The sequence below is a fragment of the Corynebacterium sphenisci DSM 44792 genome (assembly GCF_001941505.1).
Lineage (GTDB): Bacteria > Actinomycetota > Actinomycetes > Mycobacteriales > Mycobacteriaceae > Corynebacterium > Corynebacterium sphenisci.
In genome coordinates this window covers 727690-750000 of record NZ_CP009248.1, presented here as the reverse complement: position 1 = coordinate 750000, position 22311 = coordinate 727690, and the positions used below count along the sequence as shown (strand labels likewise).

Sequence of the window (22311 nt, the reverse complement as noted above, 5' to 3'; positions counted from 1 at the left end):
CGGGCATCGCCGCCCGGATCCGGCACCCCTGCAGCGGCCGGCACCCCAGGCGTCCCGGTCGTGGGGGCCGGGCCGGGCGGTCCCCTCCCCCACCCCGGCAACCCGAAGACGCCGGAATTCACTCCTGAACTTTATTTCCCGAACACATGTCCCGGGATCCGCCTGCCGGCGTCCGGGGCCGCCCTAGCCTCCGGGCCATGGACGCGAACCTCTCCCCTCTCATCGAGCCCACCACCGGGGGCGGGTTCATCACCGTGCTCGCCCTGCCCACGAACACCCTCAGCGGCCACGTCCGCTTCACCGCGGTCGTCGCCCCGGACGGGTCCCTGGAGGTGTTCAGCGATCTGGTGCACCACCGGGGCCTGGACCGCCGGGTCCGGGAGGCAGTGGCCGCGCTGCGCCGCCGACATCCGGAGGCCACGGTGGACTACGGGCAGTACCGCCATCTGGGACATAACCCGCTGCACAGCCCCGCCCTGGTCGGCTACCTGGAGCACCTGGCGCTGAGCACCCCGCGCACCCCCGCGGCGCCGGATGGTCCGGCGACGGGTTTCGCGGGCGACCTGGACTGCGGAGGCACCCTGGTGGTGGTCTCCGACGCGACCTGCCTGGACGGGGAACTCGCCACCCTCGGCGGAGTCGCCACCGACGGTTCCCTGTGGTCCCGGCTGGTGTCCCTGGGGCCGGGCGAGGGCAGCATCCAGGCGGAACTGCGCGCCGCCGAACTCGCCCTGACCCGGCCGGACCCGCGGGCGCGGCGGATCCAGCTGGTCTCCGACTGCGATGCGGTGGCGCGGATCATCGAGCAGGGGGATCCGGATGCCGAGGAGGCCCGGCTGCCGGAGGCGCGCCGGCTGCTCGATGCGGTGCAGGTGCTGCGCGGTATGGGCATCCGCGTCGAGGCGCACCACCGCCCCGGCCACCAGGGTCTGCCCGCCACGGAGATGGCCGATGCGGTGGCCCGGCACGGGATGACCCGGGCCATCGACGATCCCCTGGGGCAGTCCCGCCTGGCGCGGCTGCACGAGTTCTGGCGGGCCCACCTGACGGCAAACCACCCGGACCTGGGGGATCTCTCCGAGCCCGGGGCCTGGTTCGGGGTGGAGTGGCTGGCGCTGCTGGACCGGGAGGAGATCACGGAGCTGCACCCGCTGAGCCGGGTCCGGGCCCTCATGCACCCCCGGCCCGCCGCCGGCGGCGGCCGCCCGGCGAAGGTGCTCGACATGACGCCGCCATTGAGCGTGCGAACCCCCGCACCGGGCGCGACCCCGGCGCCCCCGACCGGCCTCGGCGATATGCCGGCGCCCATGTCGGCGTAGCGCCACCCGGTACCGTCGGCTGTCGAGGACCCCATATCCCGAAGCCCATCCGGAGGAACCCCCATGCGGACGGTCGACCCGCAGCTCATCCACGACACGATCCGGGACTACCGCCGCTGCGGGCATTCGGTGGCGGTGCCGCCGCGCCGGGTGTGGGAAAGCGCGGAACCTCCCCGGGAGCCGTCCGCGGAGGCCGGTGGCGTCGAGGATGCCGCGGTGAACCGGGAGCTGGCCTGGGATCTCTGCTACCTGCATTTCCTCACCTCTCCCCTGGATGCGTCGAGCCGGGAGCTGGATCGGATGCACCTGGGCATGTTCCTGGCCTCCTGGGGGATGTACCGGGGCTCGGGATTCCTCGGGCAGCGCACGAACCTGCTGCACTATGACGCCGCCATCGGCGTCATCGCCCAATACAGCGGGGAGCTCACCGAATCCGGGGAACGAGGAGTGCACCGGGTCGGCGGCCTGCACGCCTTCGATGTTCCGCAGTATCCCCGGACGGCACGGGAGACGGACGCCTGCGCTCTCTTCGACGAGGCCTGGGTGAAGCTGGAGCGGGCTCTGCTGCCCGAGGGCGGCACCTCGTTGACCCTGGTGACCAAGGTGATGCTCGGGGTGTGGGGCTGCATCCCCGCCTTCGACAGCTACTTCCAGGAGGCCCGGAAGGCCCTCCAGGAGCCAGGGGATCCGGGCTTCTCACGGGCGAATGCGACCGCGCTGGCAGCCCTCCGCGGCTTCTACGAGAGCCACCGGGGCCCCTTCGACGGCATTCGGCATGAGGTCGGGGTGATCGATCCCCGCACCGCACGGAGGACCGCGCACCCGCTGCCGCTGGGGAAGGTGCTGGACATGTTCCTCTGGCAGTACGGGGCCGCGCAGTGACATACGGCGAGCCACCCTCGGCGCTCGGTCTTCCTTTGAGCTTCCTCATGTGGGCAAGGTATCCCGGCTCCCCCGGAGCCTCCCCGTGGCCCCCTGGACGGTAATCCGCGGGCACCGACGGCCAAACGCATCATGAGCACAGGCCCGTGGGGCCCTCACCGGAACCGGAGCTCACCGCGGAGCCCGCAATCGCCCCACCTGCCGGGGCCGTCTGATCTCATAGGCCCGGTCGCCGTTCCCGCACGCATGAATGATCCCGGCGAGGCCGGCGGCATCGGCCTGACGACACCCGATACCGCCGGCTCGCTCCCTCCCGCCACGGGGTCTACACCCCGTACCGGTCGCGCAGCCCGATGAACTCCCGGTAGTAGAGGTCGATGGCCTCATCATCGCGGCCCGCATCGAGCAGCCGGCCGGTGGGTAGCACCATCCGGTCGAAAGTGCCGCGGTACACCTCCTCCCCGTTGCCCTCAGCGGCGATGGCGTCGACGATCCGGGGTGCCCGGTCGTAGTACTCGGTGACCAGAGGCCTCAACGCCGGACGCTCGGCGGCGCGCCGATCCCGGTGCCGGCGCAGGGTCTCCAGCTCCAGGGCGTCGTCACGGAAGGCCTGCCCCATCACCACCTCACAGGCTGTGGTGAGGAAGCAGCAATCGCTCGCCGGTTCCGGATCCTCCTCCCCGCTGGCGATGAAGGCGATGCGCTCCTCGCGGCGGTGACGCTGTCAAAGGTCTCCAGTTCGGGGGCGTCGCGCTTCATCAGCACCCACCGCCGCCCGGTCTGCTTCTGGATGATGACGTAGGGGGCGCGGTCATCGCGGTGCCGGGACTCGTAGGAGATCCCGTGTTACTTCTGGGTCGGTTTCGCCGGGTGTCCGCCATGGGCTTTGGCTCCTTGGACAAAAATCATGCGAAACCCTCGTGATTAGCCCTTGCTACCCCCGTCCGCTACCCCCGCCTGGATTGATGAAAAACACTGAGTAAAACTGAAAATCGTCCCGAATGCACAACCCACGAATTAGGAGGGTACCAGAATGGAAGAAGATAAGATGCAGCAGCTGCTTGCGGAACTGGTGAACAACCAGAACTATATTCGTATTGCCCTACTCGAGCTTGCCGACTCCCATAGGACCGTAGCCGCGCGCAACGCTGCCCTCGCCGACAACCTTAGCGAGCTGGCTCACAAGGTGCAGGTTTTGACGTAGGAGCTCTAGGTGTTGTGTCCCGGTAGGTTGCGAACGTTGCCTGCCGGGATCTCCGCGTATGCGGGGATAGGCCCATAGGGGGAAGGCCGCTTCTGTGTATGTCTTGGGTTACCACACTCAAAGACGACAGAAACGCCCCTTCCATGTCCCACGCTAACGCACCTTTGACCCCCACCGGGCGACTGCGCCTGGCCAAGCTCATCGTCGACGACGGGTGGAGCTGCGCCCGCGCAGCCGAGCGCTTCCAGGTCTCGGTGTCCACCGCGTAGAAGTGGTCGCGGCGCTACCGGGCCGGCCAGCCGATGGTCGACCGGCCCAGCACCCCGGCGACCTGCCCGAATCGGACCCCCAGGCGCACCGAGCGGCGCATCATCGGCTTGCGGCACACCCGCCGGTGGGGGCCGGCGCGCATCGCCTACCACCTGGGGTTGAACCCAACGGAGGGTGCACCGGGTGCTTCGGCGGTACCGGATGGCATTCTGGCGTGCCTGGATCGGGCCACCGGGTTGCCGGTGCGCCGCGAGCCGGCCCGCAGCTACGTCTACGACACCCCCGGTGAGCTGGTCCACATGGACGTGGGGAGGCTCGGGCGGATCCCCGACGGTGGCGGCTGGCGGGCCCTGGGCCGCGGAAACGACGCCACCAAGGGCCACTTGCGGAGTCGGCTACGCCTTCGGCCACCACGAAAGTCGACGACTGCTCCCGGCTGGCGTACTCGGAGTTCCTCGACGACGAGACCAAGGAGACCGTCACCGGGTTCTGGGCCCGGGCGCGCGAGTTCTACGCCGGCGTGCGTCTCACCATCGCCAGAGTGATGACCGACAACGGCTCGGCCTACCGGTCGCGGCTGCTGGCCAAGACCCTCGCCGCGCAGAACATCAAGCACATCTTCACCCGGCCGTACCGGCCCCAGGCAGGTGGGAAGGTCGAGCGGTTCAACCGGACCCTGGCCGCTTCAGTGGGCCTACGCCGACACCTACGACAGTGAGGCCGCCCGCGCGGCGACGTACCAGCGGTGGTTGCACACCTACAATCACCACCGACCCCACACTGCACTGGGCGGCCTAAGCCCCGCAAAGATCGTTCACAACCTCACGGGGCACAACACCTAATCCTCCTCCGGCAGGTAGGGTTCGGCGACCTCCGCCAGCGCCCCCACCGCGGGGCAGACGTTCCAGGATCCGGTGAGCGCGTCGGTGAAGCGGGTGAGGGTGTCCCAGGGCCCGCCGTCGGCGCCGGCCATGCGCACCAGCATCTGCTCCAGGCGCCACTGGTCGTGCCTGAAGCCGACGAAGACGGTGCCGTGCTCCCCGAAATCGCCGTAGGCGACGTTGCGCCGGTAGACGTCGAGCTCCTCCCCGTCGACCTCCACCACGGAGCGGGCGACATGGGAGTCCTCCGGCTTGACCTCGTCGTCGAATTCGACGCTGTCCACCTTGGTGCGGCCGATGATCTCCTCCTGCCGGTCCTCGCCGAGGCCCTCCCAGTCCCGGCTGCGGTGCTCCCACTTCTGGAAGAGCAGCACCGAGGAGCCGGCGCCGGGCCGACAGGGCTGAACGCCGCTGGCCGTTCCCGGGTGCAGTGCTGTCCCAAGACCGGTGCGGCGAAGGACCCAAACCCGTTGCGGGACGTGCATCATAAAGTCCCTTGCCCGCCGCGCTGTGGTGGTGGCCGCGATGGAGGGAATCGGGAAGACCATCCCGGAGATGGCCCCGACCTAAGGGGCCTGCCAACCCAACGGTGGACAAACGCCGCCGGGGGTGGCGCTCCTTGATGCCTGCCCAGTATCCCAGGTCTTGGAGAGCCATGCCGGGCGTGGTCAACAACTCCGCCTCGGAAATCATGATGTACATCGTCGAGTCCTCCGATCTCGACAGTGCCGAGCATCTGGGGGCTGCTCTTGCGGCATAGCACCAACGACCCGCAGGTGCGGAACGTGCATTCAGGGCGACTTCCCGGGCAAGCCCGGGAACCAGCGACGGAGAGACAAGGGAAATCCACAGCGCACGGGTTGCGTCAACCTACCCAGGGCAATCAACGATCTACAAACTAAGCCAATGGGGGAATAGGCAACCGAGACACAGCACCGCTCAGTATCCCCTAGAGCCCCATTTTTACCAAGGCTAACCACATCCGAATCGGCCCTATAACGGGAGCTTGTAGCCGTCACACAAACCGGCATTCCAAAAGGATTTTACCAAGGACCTTAACAGAGCCGAACGAAGCAAAAATAACGCTAAGGACCATGTGGCGTTAGGCGTGACTCCATCCTAGACTAGTCAAAAGACTCTTCCTGAAGAAGTTCCCGAATATCTTCCATGGCAATCCAGCGGGCCTCCACGGCGGATCGGACCTTCTCGGAGAGTTCTTTACGGATAACCTTATCTTTGGCGATGGGAAGCCTAATGGATTTATATCGGTCACCGATATTAGGCAAGGTCGTATCAAGGAACACTCGCGCCTGGGTTTGGAGTTTGACTTGAGGAGTCGTAAGCAAGTAGAGGAGGTAGTAGGGGGTCATGCCGAGCGCATTATCCTCGAGAACCCTTAAAACATGAAGCTCCCGGGTGAGTATAGTGTCAACATCATTTGGCCCAACCAATGCTACGTCACCGATACGGTAGGATCCCCGGGAAACGTAAACGACATCCAAAGGTTCCAATCGGAATTTATCAGTGAAGTCCCGAGCAACGTCTTCGGAAATCGCGGAGGTCGGATCTCTATAAATCTCCCAGTTGACGATATCTTTAACGCGCGCATAGGTAAACTTTCCGCGACCCTTAAAAGCAGATTTGGGACTGCCGTGCCCAGGCCTAGTTGAAATAATACCACGATCTTCGAGCTCCTGAATCGTGATCCATTCAGCGGGATAACTAGACGGCAGCGAAACATCCTCATTGAAACCATGCCAATAATACCTAGGAACCCAGATATCTTCTCGCGCCAACTCTGTAGCCGAAACCTCAAAGACAAGGTCGCTATGTACACCGGCTTCGAGGGCATCAGCAGCGTCAGTGATATCATCCCAGATAGGGGCACCTTGTCCCCCTGCAGGGCCACCCATCCTAAAGATAGGCCGGCCAAGGTGGTCGTGACCCATTTCCTGGGCAACTACCATCTTAATAAATTCCTGCTGCTTTACCCCCTTTTGAACAATAGCGGCGACACACTTGGCGTTATTAAACGGCCTAAACGTGTTATGGGGCAAATCGATGAGAGCGACAACATTATTCTCCCCGAGCAGAACTTCGCGCACATTCTGGACGGAGGGCCCATGGAAATATATCTCCGGGAGAATTATGCCTACGTATCCACCGGGTTTCGCTAACTGCAGGCACCTTTCGACGAATAGAACCTGTGGGTTACACTCCTGAAGGAGAGTAGAGGGTTCAACTTCTTGCCTGCCCCGCCATTTATGGGCGAGCCGGAACTGGCTGAGCTTATCCGCCCCACGCACCTTAATCTCTTTCCCAAAGGGGGGATTAGCCAAAACGATATCGTAGTTGTTAAGTTGAACAAAACGAGAGGCGTTTCGCCAATTGTCTGGTTTCTCAAGTGAATCCTCAGAGAAGATATTTCCCTTGCCGTCTCCCATGATCGCCATATAGGCCTTGGCGACTTTTACAAGGAAGTCATCTTTATCTAGGCCATGAATTGTCTTCATCGCACAGGCGGTCTTCTCTTTAGCGATAGACAACTCCTTCCACCCATTCTCGCGCCCGAGCCTATCAATAGCATTCCACTTCTGCCGAAGCGTCTCAATTAGGAATCCGCCGGCTCCACAGGCCGGATCGATAACGAGGTGGTCTTTTCCGGGGTTAGTAAGTTGGACCATAAGCCGGATTACATTCCGCGGTGTGAAAAACTGCCCTTGCTCACCTTTAAGAGTCCCACCAATAAACACCTCGAAAGCTTCGCCTACAGCGTCTCTACCTGCCTCAGTTAGACAGAACGTCTGCAATTCACCGACGACAAATTTCACTGAGGCCGGATCCAAAGCCAGTGTGTCATTCTCCGAAAAGACGTCATTGTACATGGTACGTACGTTATCGAAAAGAGAAGTGATCCGCTCATGTACTTCAGCCTCGCTCTCGCCTGTAGCAGCGCGAAACTCTACAAGTTCCTGAGGCTTGGTATACATCTCGTCGTAGATCTTACAGAAGATCAAGTTGATCATTTCTGTAGCGATGGCCTCGTCGCGGGTCGTGCCCCTAGCGTTACCGGCGAGGTGCGCCCGAATCGCCCGGAAGACCTGTTGCAGGTTGCGGGGCTTAGTTAGCTGGTCTCGCCGGTAGCGTCCCACCTCCTCTAGGCTCTCTCCGTACCTCGGAACCGTAGGCAGCTCCCGATAGTCTAGCTGCCCGTTAACCTGTTCTTTGACCCAATTTAGGCGCGTTTCTCCATTAGTCCAGGTGCCTATTACAGCCGAAGACCAATTGAGATAATTGAAAATTTGCCTATCATGGCTATCTTCAGGGTTTGCCCCTTTTCGTTTACACTCAACGATCATGATGAGGTCGTCGGGCAGCTTTCGCGCATCCCGAAATACCGCGATATCAACTGGCACTGACTTTTGATTATCTGAAGGGCGGGTCTTTACCCTCCACTGGGGATGTGACTGAATACACTCAGGAGGGTAACCAAGGTCCTCAACAAGATACTTTAAATAGGGCTGCACCGACTCCACTTCTTCGGGTGTACTTCGGACCGGCGCACCAGTAATGAAGTCGATAATCTCGTTAGTTTCGGAACGGGGTAGAGCTGATGGCTTCATCTAAATCCTCCTTGGCGTCAATTATAAGATAGAGGCGCTATGTTGCTTTAGAACAGGTATAGTTATCCTATATTAGGCTAGGTCGAGCCAAACACCGCCCAGACTTGGCTTCACTCGACTCGTTTTGGACACGCTTGAACTGCCTTTACTAGACTCCGGATTAGTGCTTCTGCTTATGGGAGATGTTCTCTTATAACAGAGGTAACCCACAGGGTAACCCAACGCCTTCAACCACACCGGTTAACCGGCCGCAGCTGTGCCAATTTAGAGCTTCTGCTGATTACCTGCGAGTCCGCATAGTATAAACTAGGCCGGTAGTGAATTAGATCCCACTTTAGCAAGAACAATTCCAATTTAAGCCTACAGATATCGAAGTTAGGCAAAATCGGCCTTGTGTTTGCTGAGTCCTACAGAAGGATACTGGCGGTTCTGCCGCCAACTTTTGCACGCCCTGGTCAGCTGTTCCTATGATCACCAGATTCCCAGCCTAATCTTCGAGTTCAATGAAAGGCAACACGTTAGCCGCATCGCGCCACATTTCCTCTAGGCGATCAGGGTAGCTCGCACACCATTGGTCAAAGAATGCGTCCTCAACTTTATGTGCCGACAAGAAGCCCAGCTTCTCTCCAAGGCGCGCAAATAAGAGATGAGGATCATGATTTGAATGGTAGATTTCCTCGACATGCGAGCGGACGTGTTCTTGGCGCCCAGAATCCTCTCCAAGGCTAACCGTAAGTTTAGCCGTCGGATCGGTCCTGCCATCTTCGCCGGCCATTGCGCGGATGATATCCTCATAAATGACTTGTTCTGGATGTCCATCACCTGGGCAATATACAATTTGATTAAATGTTCGGACTTCTCCGTCATTAGTCCATTCTGCCGTTTCGGCTGTTTTGGAAGCGGCATCTCGCTGGTCGCCATCCAGGAGTCCTACGACCGGAAACTTGATCGTCGGATTACTATTATGGTGTTGGGTGTGCTCCCTAACTTGAGATTCACCTCCCAACGCGTGAATCTCAAGACCCTTCATGTCCACGATTCGTGGCGATTTACTACCCGGATGATGAAATTTCCGCAAGGTAACTTCTGCAAATCTCTTTGTAAATTCATCCTCCGTGAAAATTGCGCACTTGGTATCAATCTCCCCAACCAGCGCCCTCAGAGATTCGACATCAAGTTTTCCCTGATAGAGTTTTCCTCTTCCTACCGACCATACGGCGTCATCTGGAAGAGGCTCGATCGCATTGTTGCTATGGGTAGTAAATATAATCTGGGAGCTCTTCCGCTTCGCGACGTCCATGAGGTATTCAATGAGTCGGAAGGTGGCTACAGGATGTAGCCCGTTCTCGATTTCCTCGATCAGGATGAGCGAGAATTTTGGGGCTTGCTCAATTTCATCTACGATGGAAATAATTGAGGCCTCTCCGGCACCGAAGTGAAACTCAGAGTATGCTGGATTCTTCCTCAGATTCTCACCGCTTGACGTATCTCCTTCAGGCGTCGCATGTTCCCGTGGCGCGGCCGCGAAAATTGATTTCTCCGAGGGTGAGTTCTCGGCCTCGAATACTCGAATATAATTATCGGCTTCCTTGCCGAGAATCTTCGCGACATTTCTCCGAGTCTCGGGACTTAAAGCCTGTTCTTTGTCGGACTTAAATTTTCCCGAGGCGAATTTACTTAGGTTTCGCCTCTCTGCGGCCGGTATCGTTCGTTCGATTCCGATATAGCGGACCGGTCGGGCTATCGCATCCCGATTCCATTTAGCCTGTCTGAACGTAGCCGTTGTAGTCTTTGGCTTATTCAGGCTCTTATCATCCGGGACTAAACATGAGTACGATACGGTCCATCCCTTCATGGAGTCATCGTATTTTCCCGCGCGGGAGAAGAATGTCCTCGGTTTTAGTTGCTTACAAATTAATCCTGCCGCACCGACGATTGTTGATTTTCCAGATCCGTTTGGTCCTACAATGGCCGTAACCGGGAAATCAAAACGTATAGCACAATCCTCCAACCCACGTAATTTCTCGATGCGGATCTCACGCAGATAATGCTCGTATTGTTGTTTCTTGACCCTTTCCTTTAACGCCTCTATATGCGAATCTCGGATTTGGGTTTTATTCTTTGTTATCATTTCAATTCCCCTCTGTGCTCAACGCCGCCACGAAAGCTTCCTGCGGCACCGACACCGTTCCGATGTTCTTCATGCGCTTCTTGCCGGCCTTCTGCTTCTCCAGCAGCTTGCGCTTGCGGGAGATGTCGCCACCGTAGCACTTGGCGAGCACGTCCTTGCGCAAAGCGCGGATATTCTCTCTGCTGATAATTTTAGAACCAATAGCCGCCTGGACCGGTACCTCGAACTGCTGGCGGGGGATGATCTCCTTGAGCTTCTTGGTCATCTTGTTGCCGTACCACTGGGCGTTGTCCCGGTGCACGATGGCGCTGAAGGCGTCCACCGGCTCCCCCTGCAGCAGGATGTCCACCTTGACCAGGTCCGCCTGCTGCTCCCCGGCCTCCTCGTAGTTGAGGGAGGCGTAGCCCTTGGTCCGGGACTTCAGCATGTCGAAGAAGTCGAAGATGATCTCGCCCATCGGCATGGTGTAGCGCAGCTCCACCCGCTCCTCGGAGAGGTAGTCCATGCCGCCCATCTCGCCGCGCTTGGTCTGGCAGAGCTCCATGGTGGGGCCGACGAACTCGGCCGGCACGATGATGGTGCACTTCACCATCGGCTCCCACACCTCCCGGGGCTTGCCCTCCGGCCAGTCCGAGGGGTTGCGCACCATGATCTCGGCGCCGTCCTCCTGCACCACCCGGTAGACCACGTTCGGCGCGGTGGAGATGAGGTCCAGGTCGAACTCCCGCTCCAGGCGGGTGCGGGTGATCTCCATGTGCAGCAGGCCCAGGAAACCCCCGCGGAAGCCGAAGCCCAGCGCCACCGAGGTCTCCGGTTCGAAGGTCAGCGAGGCGTCGTTGAGCTGCAGCTTCTCCAGGGCGTCCCGCAGATCCGGGTAATCCTCCTGGGAGATCGGGAACAGGCCCGAGTACACCATGGGCTTCGGCTCCGCGTAGCCCGGCAGGGGCTCCTCGGCCCCATGTTTGGCGGAGGTGACGGTGTCGCCCACCTTGGACTGGCGGACGTCCTTCACGCCCGTGATGAGGTAGCCCACCTCCCCCACCGAAAGGCCCCGGCACTTCTGCGGCTGGGGGCTGACGATGCCAATCTCCAGCAGCTCCACCTTGGTGCCGGTGGACATCATCTGCAGCATGTCCCGGGGGGTGAGCTTGCCGTCCACCACCCGCACGTAGGTGACCACGCCCCGGTAGGTGTCGTAGACGGAGTCGAAGATCATCGCCCGCGCCGGCGCATCGGCGTCCCCCGCCGGCGGCGGCACCAGCTCGCAGACCCGGTCCAGCAGCTCCGGCACGCCCTCGCCGGTCTTGCCGGAGACCCGCAGCACCTCCTCCGGCTCGCAGCCGATGATGTTGCCGATCTCCTCGGCGAAGCGATCCGGGTCCGCCGCGGGCAGGTCGATCTTGTTGAGCACCGGGATGATCTCGAGATCGTTCTCCATGGCCAGGTAGAGGTTGGCCAGGGTCTGCGCCTCGATGCCCTGGGCGGCGTCCACCAGCAGGATGGCGCCCTCGCAGGCGTCCAGTGCCCGGGAGACCTCGTAGGTGAAGTCCACGTGGCCGGGGGTGTCGATGAGGTGCAGCACGATCTGCTCCCCGGCATGCGCCCCGGAGCGCGGCACCCAGGGTAGGCGCACGTTCTGCGCCTTGATGGTGATGCCCCGCTCCCGCTCGATGTCCATGTTGTCCAGGTACTGGTCGCGCATGTCGCGGTCCTCGACCACGCCGGAGAGCTGCAGGATGCGATCGGCCAGGGTCGACTTGCCGTGGTCGATGTGCGCGATGATGCAGAAGTTGCGGATCCGGGCGGGGTCGGTGAAGGTCTCGGCCGCGAAGTTCCTGGTCACGTAGTAGCCACTTTCAGTGCACGGTCCCCGCAGCGGGTGCCGCCGGGGCCCGCGCGGGCCCGGGGCCGCCGGCGGGGGCGCCGTGCGGTCGGTAACGGATGGTCGGCGACAACTCTACCCGGCTACACTCGGTTTCCATGAGCAACAGGCTGGTGGGGGCGCTGCGCGGGGCGGGACGCCGCCTGGAGGACTTCTTCCGCGGCCCCGACCCCCTCGACGAGGGCCTGGCCCGGCTCACCGAGCAGCTCGGCATGGTGCCGGAGACCGACGCCGCCGAGGAGGAGCAGCTCGCCTACCGGGAGCCGGCCACCGTGGCCCGCCCGGCGGCGGATCTGGCGCGCGCCGTGGTCTACGCCCCGGACATGGACGGCCAGACCGATCCCGGTGAGGTGGTCTGGGCCCCGGTGCTCCTCGACGGCGATGTGGGCACCCCCCATGAGCGCGCGGTGGTGGTCCTCGGCCGGCATAAGCACACCCTGCTGGGCGCGCTCATCTCCACCGACCCCCGCCATGCGGACGACAACCGGTGGCTCTACATCGGCGCCGGCGCCTGGGACAGCCGGGCCCGGCCCTCCTGGGTGCGCCTGGACCGGATCCTGGAGGTCCCCGAATCGGGGATCCGCCGCTCCGGGGCGGTCATGCCCCGGCGCCGCTTCGACCGGATCACCTCCCGGCTGCGCTCCGACTACCACTGGCGCTGAGCGCCCCTCCCCCACCGCGGCCGCGGCCGTGGGATCCCGGGGCGGGCCGCCGCGGCCCCTCCCCCACCAGGGGGTAATGGACGTGCGGGCCCGCGGCGCGGGCGGGGCCGCCGTCGGGTCAGCGCTCCACGGTGAAGGTCAGCGGGAAGACCACGGTGTCGCCGTCCATGGTGATGCGCACCCGCAGCAGATAATCGCCGGGCTGCAGACCATCCTCGAGTTTCACCATGACGTCCTCGGCGGCCACGAAATTGTCGTTCGTGCACGCCTTCCCGGTGGGCTGGGCGTCGATGTACTCCCGGCCCTCGGCATCGGTGATGGACACATGCGTTTCGCAGGCGTCGTCCGTGATCTCCCGGCCATTGACCTCCACCGCCCACAGCACGATGGCCGGCTTCCCGGCGCGAATGCGATCGCTGCCGTGCCGGCCCAATTCCATTTCCGCGATATCGGCCTTGACGTTGAAGGGGCCGTCGAAGGGCTTATGGCCCGGGGAATCGTCCTCCTTCGCCGAGGTCGGCTTCGTGTACGTGCCGGAGGCCGACCGGGTGGACCCGGAGCCGGAGGAATCGGAATCGGCTCCCCGGTCGCCACGCGAATCCCGGTCATCGTCCTCCCGGGTGGTGCTCGTGGTCGGGGATTCGGATTCCGTGGTCGCGGTGGTGGTCTCGGTGACCGTTTCGGTGATCGCGGGGGCCTGCGCCGGCGGGGCGGCGACCTCGCCGGAACCGCCGCCGCAGGCGGTGAGGGTCAGGGCCGCCGCGCAGGCGACGGCGGCCGCGGTAATGCGGGGGCGGTGCGGGATTCGGGTGCTCATCGGGATGTCCTTTTCGGTGCGGGGACGGGGCACCGTCAGTCTCGGATGCCCTCCCGGCATGCACCAGGGGAATTATCCCGTCCCCGGTCCCGCCGGGGTCCGGGGCCCGCGATCGACCGCACCGGGTGCGCCGCCGGAGCTCGCGGTTCCGCCGGCGACATGCCGCGCGCCGGGGGAATGCGCAGCCGCCCACCGGGGCGGCGGGGTCAGGTCGAGGACATGCTGTTGACGTGCACCTCGAAGGGGATCACCTCCACCAGCTTCGCCCCGCCTTCCGTCACCGTGACGGTGAGCACGTAATCGCCGCCCTCCCGGGGGATGAAGACCAGCGGGGAGTCCCCGAAGGCCTCCTGCTCCTCGTCGCCGAGGCAGGTCGGCCCCTCGGCCTCGCCCTCGTAGCGGATCGCGCCCCCGTCCTCCTCGCGCACGGTGACGGTGCAGCGCAGCCCCGCCGGGTCCGGGGCGCCCGCCAGCCGCCAGGCCACCAGCGCGGGCCGTCCGTTCATCGGCGGGTACGGATCCCCGAGGATCACGGTGTCCCCCGCGTAGTAGACCCTCGGGGCCGTCTCGAACGCGAGCTCCCCGGCGGCGGGGCTCTCCTCCGCGGACCCGGCGGCGGTGTCGCGGGCGGTCCCGGCGCCGTCCGCCGCGTCCTGCCGCGTGGTGGTGGTCACGGTCTCCCCGACCTCGCCGGGGTCCGCGGTGCCGGGCTCCCCGCCGGCGCAGCCGGCGAGGGCCAGCGCGAGCAGCGCCATCGCGGTGAGCAGCCCCCGGGCGGGGCGGAGGGGCGGTCGGGGGATTCGGCGGTCGTGGCGCATGGCGAGGTTCCTTCCTGATCGACACCCACAGCATCACCCGCCAGCCGGTCCCGCGCAGCCGGCGCGGGGAACGCTCCCCGCGCCCGGCACCGGACCCGGTTGTCCGGCGACCGCGGCCCCTGGTAGGGTTCCACGAGTTGTCTGCGCGTACGCGACGCGCCTGCACCGGGCGTTCAGGACCTTGGGTTCGCCGGTGCCGGCAGGGTCGGATGACCGTCACCCCATCCGGCGTCGGGCGCAGGTGCCACCCATCCGAGACGGAAACCAAGAGGTAATTCAGACATGGCGAACATCAAGTCGCAGATCAAGCGCAACAAGACCAACGAGAAGGCCCGCCTGCGCAACCAGGCGGTGCGCTCCGCGGTCCGCACCGAGATCCGCAAGGTGCGCGAGGCCATCGAGGCCGGGGACAAGGCCGCCGCCGAGGCGCAGCTGCGCGTCGCCTCCCGGAAGCTGGACAAGGCCGTGAGCAAGGGCGTGTTCCACCGCAACAACGCCGCGAACAAGAAGTCCGGCCTGGCCCGCGCCATCAACAAGATGGAGGGCTAAGACCCCTCCCCCGCCGCGGGTCCCGCCCGCGGCAGCGCCACCGCCCCGACCGGGTCCCCCGGCCGGGGCGTCGCCGTCTCCGGGGGCCGGGCGCCGGCGTACCGGGCACCGCCCCACCGCACGGGTGCGCCCACCCCCGGATCCCGGGGATCACCTGGTCGGCCCCGCCGCATAAAACAATCATGCGCGATTGGTTGATTTTCCCCGGCGGTCATGGGACCGTGGTCACCAGCACCAGATGATGTCCCCCAGGAAAGCAGATCCGATGCGCGCCGCCTCCCCCGGAACCCCCGATCGCCCCGCCGCCGCGGCCCGCCCGGCGCGGATCGGCAACATGTCCGGCTTCTACGGCGACCGCTCCTCCGCGATGCGGGAGATGCTCCTCGGCGGGGAGCTGGACTACCTCACCGGCGACTACCTGGCGGAGCTGACCATGCTCATCCTCGCCAAGGACCGGATGAAGGACCCCGCCGGCGGCTACGCCCGCAGCTTCCTCGCCCAGGTCGACGACTCCCTGGACCTCATCGCGGAGCGCGGCGTGAAGGTGGTCGCCAACGCCGGCGGGCTCAACCCCGCAGGGCTCGCCGAGGCGCTGCGCGAGCGGATCGCCGCCCGCGGCCTGGATCTCATGGTGGCCCACGTACACGGCGACGACCTCACCGGCCGGGCCGCCGAATTCGGCGTCGACGGGGCGATCGCCGCCAACGCCTACCTCGGCGCCTTCGGCATCGTCGCCTGCCTGGACGCCGGGGCGGACATCGTGGTCACCGGCCGGGTCACCGACGCCTCCCTCATCGTCGGCCCCGCCGCGCACCACCACGGCTGGGGCCGGGGGGATCTCGACCGCCTCGCCGGGGCGATGGCCGCCGGCCATGTCATCGAATGCGGCACCCAGGCCACCGGCGGCAACAACCCCTTCTTCGACCGCCCCGAATCCGGGGATCCGCTCCGGCCCGGGTTCCCCATCGCCGAAATCGACGCCGCCGGCGACGCGGTCATCACCAAGCACCCCGGCACCGGCGGCGCGGTCACCGCGAACACGGTCACCGCCCAGCTGCTCTACGAGGTCACCGGGGCCCGCTACCCCGGCCCGGACGCCACCCTGCGCCTGGACACCGTCGCCGTCACCGAGGAGGGCCCCGACCGGGTGCGCCTCACCGGCGCGGTGGGCGAGCCCCCGCCGCCGCGGCTGAAGGTCTCCGTCAACCGGCTCGGCGGCTACCGCAACGAGGTCACCCTGCACGTCACCGGCCTGGGCATCGAGGCCAAGACGGCCCTGCTGGAACGCCAGCTGCGCGCCCTCGCCCCGGCCCCGGCGGAGCTCGACATCCGGGTGGCGCGCACCGACCACCCGGACGCGGACACCCAGGCCGCGGCCAGCGCCCGGGTCACCGTGGTGGCCTGGGACGCCGACCGCCGGGTCGCCGACGCCTTCCCCCGGGCCATCGTGGAACTGGCCCTGGGCACCGCGCCCGGGGTCTTCCTCGACGCGCCCCCGAGGCGATCCTCGCCCTACGGGGTGCACACCGCCGGCTGGGTGGACCAGGCGGCGGTACCGCATCTCGCCGTCGCCCCGGACGGCGCCGAAACCGAGATCCCGGCGCCGGCGGCCACCGCCGAGGTCGGCCCCGCGGACACCGATCTGCCGCCGCCTCCCGACGGGCGCGTCCCGGGCGAGCCCACCGCGCGGGTGCCGCTCGGCCTGCTCTTCGGCGCCCGCTCCGGGGACAAGGGCGGGGACGCGAACATCGGGGTGTGGGCCGAGGACGACGCCGCCCACGCCTGGCTGGCGCACGCCCTCGACGAGGGGCTGCTCGCCGAGCTCCTCCCGGAGACCCGGGGGCTGGCGGTCGAGCGCCACCGGCTGCCCCGGCTGCGTGCGGTGAACTTCATCGTCCGCGGCCTGCTCGGCCACGGCGTCGCCCACGGCGCCCGCTTCGACCCGCAGGCCAAGGGGCTCGCCGAATGGCTGCGCAGCCGGCATGTGGACCTGCCGACCCGGCTGCTGCCCGACGAGGCCCGGTACCCGCACAGCCCCAGCACCACCGACCCCGAGGAGACGCGATGACCGCCGCCCGGACCGCGTACGCCGCCACCACCGCCCCACCCACCACCATCGACCCCGCCACCGCCGACTACCGGGCCGCCGAGGCCGCGATGCTGGGGAAGCTCCACCGCATCGAGGGGTACCTCGACGAGGCGCTCGCCGGCGGCGGGGAGAAGTCCGTGGCGCGGCTGCGCACACGCGGCAAGCTGACCCCCCGGGAGCGGATCGACACCATCCTCGACCCCGGCTCGCCCTTCCTGGAGCTGATGCCCCTGGCGGCCTGGGGCTCCGACTTCCACGTCGGCGCCTCCCTGGTCGGCGGCATCGGGGTGGTCGAGGGCGTGGAATGCCTCTTCATCGCCAACGACTCCACCGTCAAGGGCGGCACCTCCAACCCGTGGACCCTGCGCAAGATGCTCCGGCTGCAGGACATCGCCCGGGAGAACCGGCTGCCGCTGATCTCCCTGGTGGAGTCCGGGGGCGCGGACCTGCCCACCCAGAAGGAGGTGTTCATCCCCGGCGGGGCGATGTTCCGCAACCTCACCCAGCTCTCCGCCGCGGGCATCCCCACCATCGCGGTGGTCTACGGCAACTCCACCGCCGGCGGCGCCTACGTGCCCGGGATGAGCGACCACGTGATCATGATCGAGCAACGCTCCAAGGTCTTCCTCGCCGGCCCGCCGCTGGTGAAGGCCGCCACCGGGGAGGTCACCGACGACGAGTCCCTCGGCGGCGCGGAGATGCACGCCACCGTCTCCGGGCTCGCCGACCACCTCGCCGCCGACGAGCACGACGCCGCGCGGCTGGCGCGGTCCGTGGTGCGCCGGCTGAACTGGACCAAGGCCGGGCCCGGCCCCCGGGGGCCGGGCGCGCCGCCGCGGCTGGACCCGGAGGAGCTCATCGGGGTGGTGCCGGACGACCCGCGCACCCCCTTCGACCCCCGGGAGATCATCGCCCGGATCGCCGACGACTCCGCCTTCGACGAGGTCAAGCCCCGCTACGGCTCCTCCCTGGTCACCGGCTGGGCGGAGATCCACGGCTATCCGGTGGGCATCCTCGCCAACGCCCGGGGCGTGCTGTTCAGCGAGGAATCGCAGAAGGCCACCCAGTTCATCCAGCTCGCCAACTCGGCGCGCACCCCGCTGCTGTTCATGCACAACACCACCGGCTACATGGTGGGCAGGGAATACGAGCAGGGCGGCATCATCAAGCACGGCTCGATGATGATCAACGCGGTGGCCAATTCCACGGTGCCGCACATCTCCCTCATCACCGCCGCCAGCTACGGCGCCGGCCACTACGGCATGTGCGGCCGCGCCTTCGACCCCCGCTTCCTCTTCTCCTGGCCCTCGGCGAAATCCGCGGTGATGGGCGCCGAGCAGCTCGCCGAGGTGGTCTCCACCGTCGCCGCCGGGGCCGCGCGGGCCCGCGGCCAGGACTTCCCGGAGCCGATGCAGAAGGCCATGTACGAGAGCATCCGGGAGCAGGTGGAGAACGAGTCCCTGCCGGAGTTCCTCTCCGGGATGCTCTACGACGACGGCATCATCGACCCCCGCGACACCCGCACCGTGCTGGGCCTGGCCCTGTCCGCGATCCACAACGCCCCCATCGACGGCGCCGCCGGCTTCGGCGTCTTCCGGATGTGAGCGGGAGGGACCCCATGAGCGACCACGACCACTCCCCCGCCCCGACCGGCGCCCCCGGCATCGGCCCGGTGCTGGTGGCCAACCGCGGCGAAATCGCCCGGCGGGTCATCCACGCCGCCCGGCTGCGCGGCATCGGCACCGTCGCCGTGCACTCCGACGCCGACGCGGCGGCCCCCTTCGTCGCCGAGGCGGACTGCGCGGTGCGCCTGCCCGGCGTCAGTCCCGCGGACACCTACCTGGACGCGGGGCGGATCCTCGCCGCGGCGCGGGCCGCCGGGGCGCGCGCCATCCACCCCGGCTACGGCTTCCTCTCCGAGAACGCCGCCTTCGCCCGGGCGGTCATCGACGCGGGCCTGACCTGGATCGGCCCGCCCCCGGAGGCCATCGAGGCGATGGGCTCGAAGACCCGCGCCAAGGAGATGATGGCCGCCGCCGGGGTGCCGGTGCTCGACGACCTCGCCCTCGAGGAGGTCACCGGGGCCCACCTGCCGGTGCTGGTGAAGGCCTCCGCCGGCGGCGGCGGCCGCGGGATGCGGGTGGTGGCGAACCTCGACGAGCTGGTGCGCGAGCACGCCGCCGCCGCCGCGGAGGCCGGCGGCGCCTTCGGCGACGACACCGTCTTCATCGAGCGCTTCATCGCCTCCGGGCGGCATATCGAGGTCCAGCTCATCGCCGACGGCCACGGCGGGGTGTGGGCGGTCGGCGAGCGGGAGTGCTCCATCCAACGCCGCCACCAGAAGGTCATCGAGGAGGCGCCCAGCCCCCTGGTGGAGGCCGTCGACGGGATGCGCGACCGGCTCTTCGACGCCGCCCGGGCCGCCGCCCGGGCGGTGGGCTACGCTGGCGCCGGCACCGTGGAGTTCCTCGCCGACGCCGAGGGCGGGTTCTTCTTCCTGGAGATGAACACCCGGCTGCAGGTGGAGCACCCGGTCACCGAGGCCACCACCGGCCTGGACCTGGTCGGGCTGCAATTCGACATCGCCGCCGGGCTGCCGCTGCCCGCCGAGCGGCCCCCGGCCGCCCGCGGCTGGGCGGTGGAGGCCCGGCTCTACGCCGAGGACCCCGCCCACGACTACCGGCCCGCCTCCGGGGAGCTGCTGCGACTGGCCCTCGACGACGTGGTCTCGTCCTTCTCCGGGCCGGAGAAGCCCGGGATCCGCCTGGACTCCGGGGTGGCGCCCGCGCCGGGGGCGCCGGCGACGGTGGGCACCGACTACGACGCGATGCTCGCCAAGGTGATCTCCTACGCCCCCACCCGCGCCGAGGCGGTGGCGCGGCTCTCCGCGGCGCTGCGCCGCGGCCGGATCCACGGCCTTGGCGTCAACCGGGATCTGCTGGTCCGGGTCCTCGACGATCCCGGGTTCCGGGCCGGGGAGTTCGACACCTCCTTCCTCGACGCCGGCCGGCTGGCGGCCTACGCGGCGCCCCTGGTCGCCGGCCGGGATCTGCGGCTGGCGCTCTTCGCCGCCGCGGTCGCCCTGGAGGACGCCTCCGCCGAGGCGCTGCCCACCCCGGCCGCGCCCGTCGGCTTCCGCACCGTCGGCCGGGCCGGCTCGACCACCATCCTGCTGCTCGCCGGGGAGGAGCAGGAGGTGCGCCTCATCCGGGACCGCCGGGGGACGGCGCACGGCGCCGGCGATCTCGATGGCGCCGCCGTGGTGGAGTCCCGGCCCCTCGCCGAGGGCGAGTGGACCAGCCGCGGCGGGGTGCGCAGCCGCCTGGTGCGGATCGCCGACGGCGGGGTCACCCGGCCGTTCACCGTCACCGCCTACCCGGGCGGGGCGATCGCGGTGGACCAGCCGGCGGGGTCCGTGCAGCTGGTGCACCCGCCGCGGCACCCGGACCTGGCGCTCGCCGCCGCGGAGGGCTCCCTGCTGGCGCCCATGCCCGGATCGGTGCTCTCGGTGCGCCTCGCCGTCGGCGACCGGGTCGCCGCCGGGGATGTGCTGCTGTCCATGGAGGCGATGAAGATGGAGCACGGCATCCGCGCCGGCGTCGACGGGGTGGTCGCCGAACTGCCCGTCGCGGTCGGCGACCAGGTCGCCGCCGGGACCGTGCTCGCCGTGGTCCACGAGGACGAGGAGGAATGAGCCGATGCCCATCACCATGACCCGCAGCACCCGCCCCACCGCCGGCGGGGCGGAGGCCGCCATCGCCCGGATCACCCTCGATGAGCCGGAACGGCGCAATGCGCTGACCCCGGAGCTCATCGGGCAACTAGCCGAGCATCTCGCGGCCGCGGCCGCCGACGCCTCGGTGCGCGCGGTGATCCTCGACCACGCCGGGGGCACCTTCTGCTCCGGGGCGGATCTCGACGCCGCCCGGGAGGTCGGCATGACCGCCGCGGCCGGGGGCTTCCTGGACCTGCTGCGCGCCATCGTGGACTGCCCCAGGCCGGTGATCGCCGTGGTCGACGGCCATGTCCGGGCCGGCGGACTGGGCCTCATCGGCGCCTGCGACGCGGTCTTCGCCTCCCCGGGATCCGACTTCGCCGCCCCCGAATCCCGGATCGGGGTGGCCCCGGCGATGATCGCGCTCACCGTGCTGCCCCGGATGGTGCCCCGGGCGGCGGCGGCGAAGCTGCTCACCGGATGCGTCTTCGACACGGTCGCCGCCGCCCAATGCGGACTCGTCACCACCGTGGCCGATGACCCGGCCGCCGCCGCGGCGGCCTTCACCGCGAAACTGCTGCGCTGCTCCCCGCAGGGCCTGGCGGAGACCAAGGCGCTGCTCACCCACGAGATCCGCGCCGCCTTCGACGCCCGCGGGGCCGGGCTGGCGGAGACCTCCGCCCGGCTCTTCGCCACCGAGGAGGCCCGGGAGGGCATGGCCGCGGTGCTCGGCCGGCGGGCCCCCGCCTGGGCCCCGCCGCCCCGGGACGGGTGAGCCCCGCCGGGTCCGGCGCACCGTATACTGCGGGTTCGGCGAAGGCCGGGGAAGGACGGGACATGGCCAACGAACCCAAGCAGGACCGCAGCCGGGAAACCCGCCGCCGGCTGCTGGAGTGCACCATGCGGATGGTCGCCGAACGCGGGCTGCAGGGCACCACGGTGGGCCTGGTCGCCGAGGAGGCGGGGGTCTCCCGGGGCGCCGCCCAGCACCATTTCCCCACCCGGGAGGCGCTGATGAAGGAGGCCATCGACAAACTGGCCCATGAGCGCACCACGGCGCTCAGCGAGGCCATGGCCGCCCTGGACGCCGGCCCCGGCGGGGCCCCGGTGGAGGATGTGCTGCGGCTGCTCTTCCGGGAGTTCTCCAACGACCTCTTCCACGCCGCGGTGCACATCTGGGCCGGGGCGGCGGCCGAGGAGTCCCTGCGGGACGTGATCCTGCCCGCGGAGGCCACCTACAACCGGCGGGTCTACGAGCTCACCGCCGCCGCCCTGCACGCCGATCTCTCCGATCAGCACACCCGGCGGCTCATCACCATGCTCCTCGACATCGCCCGGGGCCTGGGCCTGTCCTCCATGCTGGTGGACACCGCCGCGCAGACCGAGCGCGCCGTGGCCGCCTACTCCCGGATGCTGGGGTCCATCGCCCGCCTGGACGACTGATCCGCGGGCCGGGGACCACCCGGCGG

17 protein-coding genes and 1 pseudogene are annotated in these 22311 nt (G+C 67.1%); 11 read left to right on the top strand and 7 right to left on the bottom strand.

Annotation, left to right across the window (positions count from 1 at the left end):
* The first annotated feature begins 197 nt into the window (after nt 1-197).
* Together CSPHI_RS03420 and CSPHI_RS03415 are read left to right on the top strand one after the other, a co-directional pair.
* Nucleotides 198-1319 carry a ribonuclease H family protein gene (locus CSPHI_RS03420; RefSeq protein WP_075691504.1) on the top strand — a complete coding sequence of 374 codons (1122 nt, stop codon included), beginning with the start codon at nt 198-200 and terminating at the stop codon, nt 1317-1319.
* Nucleotides 1320-1382: 63 nt separating this feature from the next.
* Nucleotides 1383-2201, top strand: a complete 819-nt coding sequence (locus CSPHI_RS03415; RefSeq protein WP_075691503.1) for a hypothetical protein — start codon at nt 1383-1385, stop codon at nt 2199-2201.
* A gap of 325 nt (nt 2202-2526) precedes the next feature.
* On the opposite strand, the gene CSPHI_RS03410 is transcribed toward CSPHI_RS03415, so the two are convergent.
* Entirely contained in the window at nt 2527-2820 is a 294-nt protein-coding gene (locus CSPHI_RS03410) for a hypothetical protein (protein WP_075691502.1), read from the bottom strand.
* 414 nt (nt 2821-3234) lie between these two features.
* Between CSPHI_RS03410 and CSPHI_RS11990 the strand changes: the two genes are divergently transcribed.
* Complete coding sequence (locus CSPHI_RS11990; RefSeq protein WP_157118466.1) at nt 3235-3405, top strand: hypothetical protein; 171 nt, start codon at nt 3235-3237, stop codon at nt 3403-3405.
* A 143-nt stretch (nt 3406-3548) separates the two neighbouring features.
* Nucleotides 3549-4517, top strand: a pseudogene (locus CSPHI_RS03405) (IS481 family transposase).
* On the opposite strand, the gene CSPHI_RS03400 reads toward CSPHI_RS03405, so the two are convergent.
* From CSPHI_RS03400 to lepA, 4 genes are all read right to left on the bottom strand, one after another.
* Nucleotides 4514-4930 (bottom strand): Dyp-type peroxidase, encoded by a 417-nt coding sequence (locus tag CSPHI_RS03400; RefSeq protein ID WP_075691501.1) that lies wholly within the window; start codon nt 4928-4930, stop codon nt 4514-4516. The pseudogene CSPHI_RS03405 and the gene CSPHI_RS03400 overlap by 4 nt on opposite strands.
* A gap of 750 nt (nt 4931-5680) precedes the next feature.
* Nucleotides 5681-8179 carry an N-6 DNA methylase gene (locus CSPHI_RS03395; protein WP_075691500.1) on the bottom strand — a complete coding sequence of 833 codons (2499 nt, stop codon included), beginning with the start codon at nt 8177-8179 and terminating at the stop codon, nt 5681-5683.
* A gap of 487 nt (nt 8180-8666) precedes the next feature.
* The gene (locus CSPHI_RS03390; RefSeq protein WP_075693690.1) at nt 8667-10310 is read right to left on the bottom strand and encodes an ATP-dependent nuclease; all 1644 of its coding nucleotides are present in this window, start codon (nt 10308-10310) and stop codon (nt 8667-8669) included.
* A 1-nt stretch (nt 10311) separates the two neighbouring features.
* A complete protein-coding gene (lepA, locus tag CSPHI_RS03385) occupies nt 10312-12153 on the bottom strand; it encodes a translation elongation factor 4 (protein ID WP_075691499.1) in 1842 nt (613 codons plus the stop codon).
* A 137-nt stretch (nt 12154-12290) separates the two neighbouring features.
* On the opposite strand from lepA, the gene CSPHI_RS03380 reads away from it, so the two are divergent.
* Nucleotides 12291-12854 carry a type II toxin-antitoxin system PemK/MazF family toxin gene (locus tag CSPHI_RS03380; RefSeq protein WP_075691498.1) on the top strand — a complete coding sequence of 188 codons (564 nt, stop codon included), beginning with the start codon at nt 12291-12293 and terminating at the stop codon, nt 12852-12854.
* Nucleotides 12855-12972: 118 nt separating this feature from the next.
* On the opposite strand, the gene CSPHI_RS03375 is transcribed toward CSPHI_RS03380, so the two are convergent.
* Together CSPHI_RS03375 and CSPHI_RS03370 are read right to left on the bottom strand one after the other, a co-directional pair.
* The gene (locus CSPHI_RS03375; RefSeq protein ID WP_075691497.1) at nt 12973-13671 is read right to left on the bottom strand and encodes a hypothetical protein; all 699 of its coding nucleotides are present in this window, start codon (nt 13669-13671) and stop codon (nt 12973-12975) included.
* A 206-nt stretch (nt 13672-13877) separates the two neighbouring features.
* Complete coding sequence (locus CSPHI_RS03370) at nt 13878-14489, bottom strand: hypothetical protein (protein ID WP_075691496.1); 612 nt, start codon at nt 14487-14489, stop codon at nt 13878-13880.
* A 282-nt stretch (nt 14490-14771) separates the two neighbouring features.
* On the opposite strand from CSPHI_RS03370, the gene rpsT reads away from it, so the two are divergent.
* From rpsT to CSPHI_RS03340, 6 genes are all read left to right on the top strand, one after another.
* Nucleotides 14772-15038: a 30S ribosomal protein S20 gene (gene rpsT / locus CSPHI_RS03365; RefSeq protein ID WP_075691495.1), complete on the top strand. Its 267-nt coding sequence runs from the start codon at nt 14772-14774 to the stop codon at nt 15036-15038.
* Nucleotides 15039-15303: 265 nt separating this feature from the next.
* Nucleotides 15304-17106 carry an acyclic terpene utilization AtuA family protein gene (locus CSPHI_RS03360; RefSeq protein WP_075691494.1) on the top strand — a complete coding sequence of 601 codons (1803 nt, stop codon included), beginning with the start codon at nt 15304-15306 and terminating at the stop codon, nt 17104-17106.
* An 89-nt stretch (nt 17107-17195) separates the two neighbouring features.
* Nucleotides 17196-18731 (top strand): acyl-CoA carboxylase subunit beta, encoded by a 1536-nt coding sequence (locus tag CSPHI_RS03355; RefSeq protein WP_425429738.1) that lies wholly within the window; start codon nt 17196-17198, stop codon nt 18729-18731.
* 14 nt (nt 18732-18745) lie between these two features.
* On the top strand, nt 18746-20821 hold the full coding sequence (locus CSPHI_RS03350; protein WP_075691492.1) for an ATP-binding protein: 2076 nt from the start codon (nt 18746-18748) through the stop codon (nt 20819-20821).
* 4 nt (nt 20822-20825) lie between these two features.
* Nucleotides 20826-21617, top strand: a complete 792-nt coding sequence (locus CSPHI_RS03345; protein ID WP_245803343.1) for an enoyl-CoA hydratase family protein — start codon at nt 20826-20828, stop codon at nt 21615-21617.
* Between the two features lie 62 nt (nt 21618-21679).
* Complete coding sequence (locus CSPHI_RS03340; protein WP_075691491.1) at nt 21680-22285, top strand: TetR/AcrR family transcriptional regulator; 606 nt, start codon at nt 21680-21682, stop codon at nt 22283-22285.
* The last annotated feature ends 26 nt before the right edge of the window (nt 22286-22311 follow it).

Bases quoted from the DNA above. Each gene is read 5' to 3' on its own strand.
- CSPHI_RS03420 (WP_075691504.1), top strand. From the start codon at position 198: ATGGACGCGAACCTCTCCCCTCTCATCGAGCCCACCACCGGGGGCGGG.
- CSPHI_RS03415 (WP_075691503.1), top strand. From the start codon at position 1,383: ATGCGGACGGTCGACCCGCAGCTCATCCACGACACGATCCGGGACTAC.
- CSPHI_RS03410 (WP_075691502.1), bottom strand. From the start codon at position 2,820: ATGGGGCAGGCCTTCCGTGACGACGCCCTGGAGCTGGAGACCCTGCGC.
- CSPHI_RS11990 (WP_157118466.1), top strand. From the start codon at position 3,235: ATGGAAGAAGATAAGATGCAGCAGCTGCTTGCGGAACTGGTGAACAAC.
- CSPHI_RS03395 (WP_075691500.1), bottom strand. From the start codon at position 8,179: ATGAAGCCATCAGCTCTACCCCGTTCCGAAACTAACGAGATTATCGAC.
- CSPHI_RS03390 (WP_075693690.1), bottom strand. From the start codon at position 10,310: ATGATAACAAAGAATAAAACCCAAATCCGAGATTCGCATATAGAGGCG.
- CSPHI_RS03380 (WP_075691498.1), top strand. From the start codon at position 12,291: ATGAGCAACAGGCTGGTGGGGGCGCTGCGCGGGGCGGGACGCCGCCTG.
- CSPHI_RS03375 (WP_075691497.1), bottom strand. From the start codon at position 13,671: ATGAGCACCCGAATCCCGCACCGCCCCCGCATTACCGCGGCCGCCGTC.
- CSPHI_RS03370 (WP_075691496.1), bottom strand. From the start codon at position 14,489: ATGCGCCACGACCGCCGAATCCCCCGACCGCCCCTCCGCCCCGCCCGG.
- rpsT (WP_075691495.1), top strand. From the start codon at position 14,772: ATGGCGAACATCAAGTCGCAGATCAAGCGCAACAAGACCAACGAGAAG.
- CSPHI_RS03360 (WP_075691494.1), top strand. From the start codon at position 15,304: ATGCGCGCCGCCTCCCCCGGAACCCCCGATCGCCCCGCCGCCGCGGCC.
- CSPHI_RS03355 (WP_425429738.1), top strand. From the start codon at position 17,196: ATGCTGGGGAAGCTCCACCGCATCGAGGGGTACCTCGACGAGGCGCTC.
- CSPHI_RS03350 (WP_075691492.1), top strand. From the start codon at position 18,746: ATGAGCGACCACGACCACTCCCCCGCCCCGACCGGCGCCCCCGGCATC.
- CSPHI_RS03345 (WP_245803343.1), top strand. From the start codon at position 20,826: ATGCCCATCACCATGACCCGCAGCACCCGCCCCACCGCCGGCGGGGCG.
- CSPHI_RS03340 (WP_075691491.1), top strand. From the start codon at position 21,680: ATGGCCAACGAACCCAAGCAGGACCGCAGCCGGGAAACCCGCCGCCGG.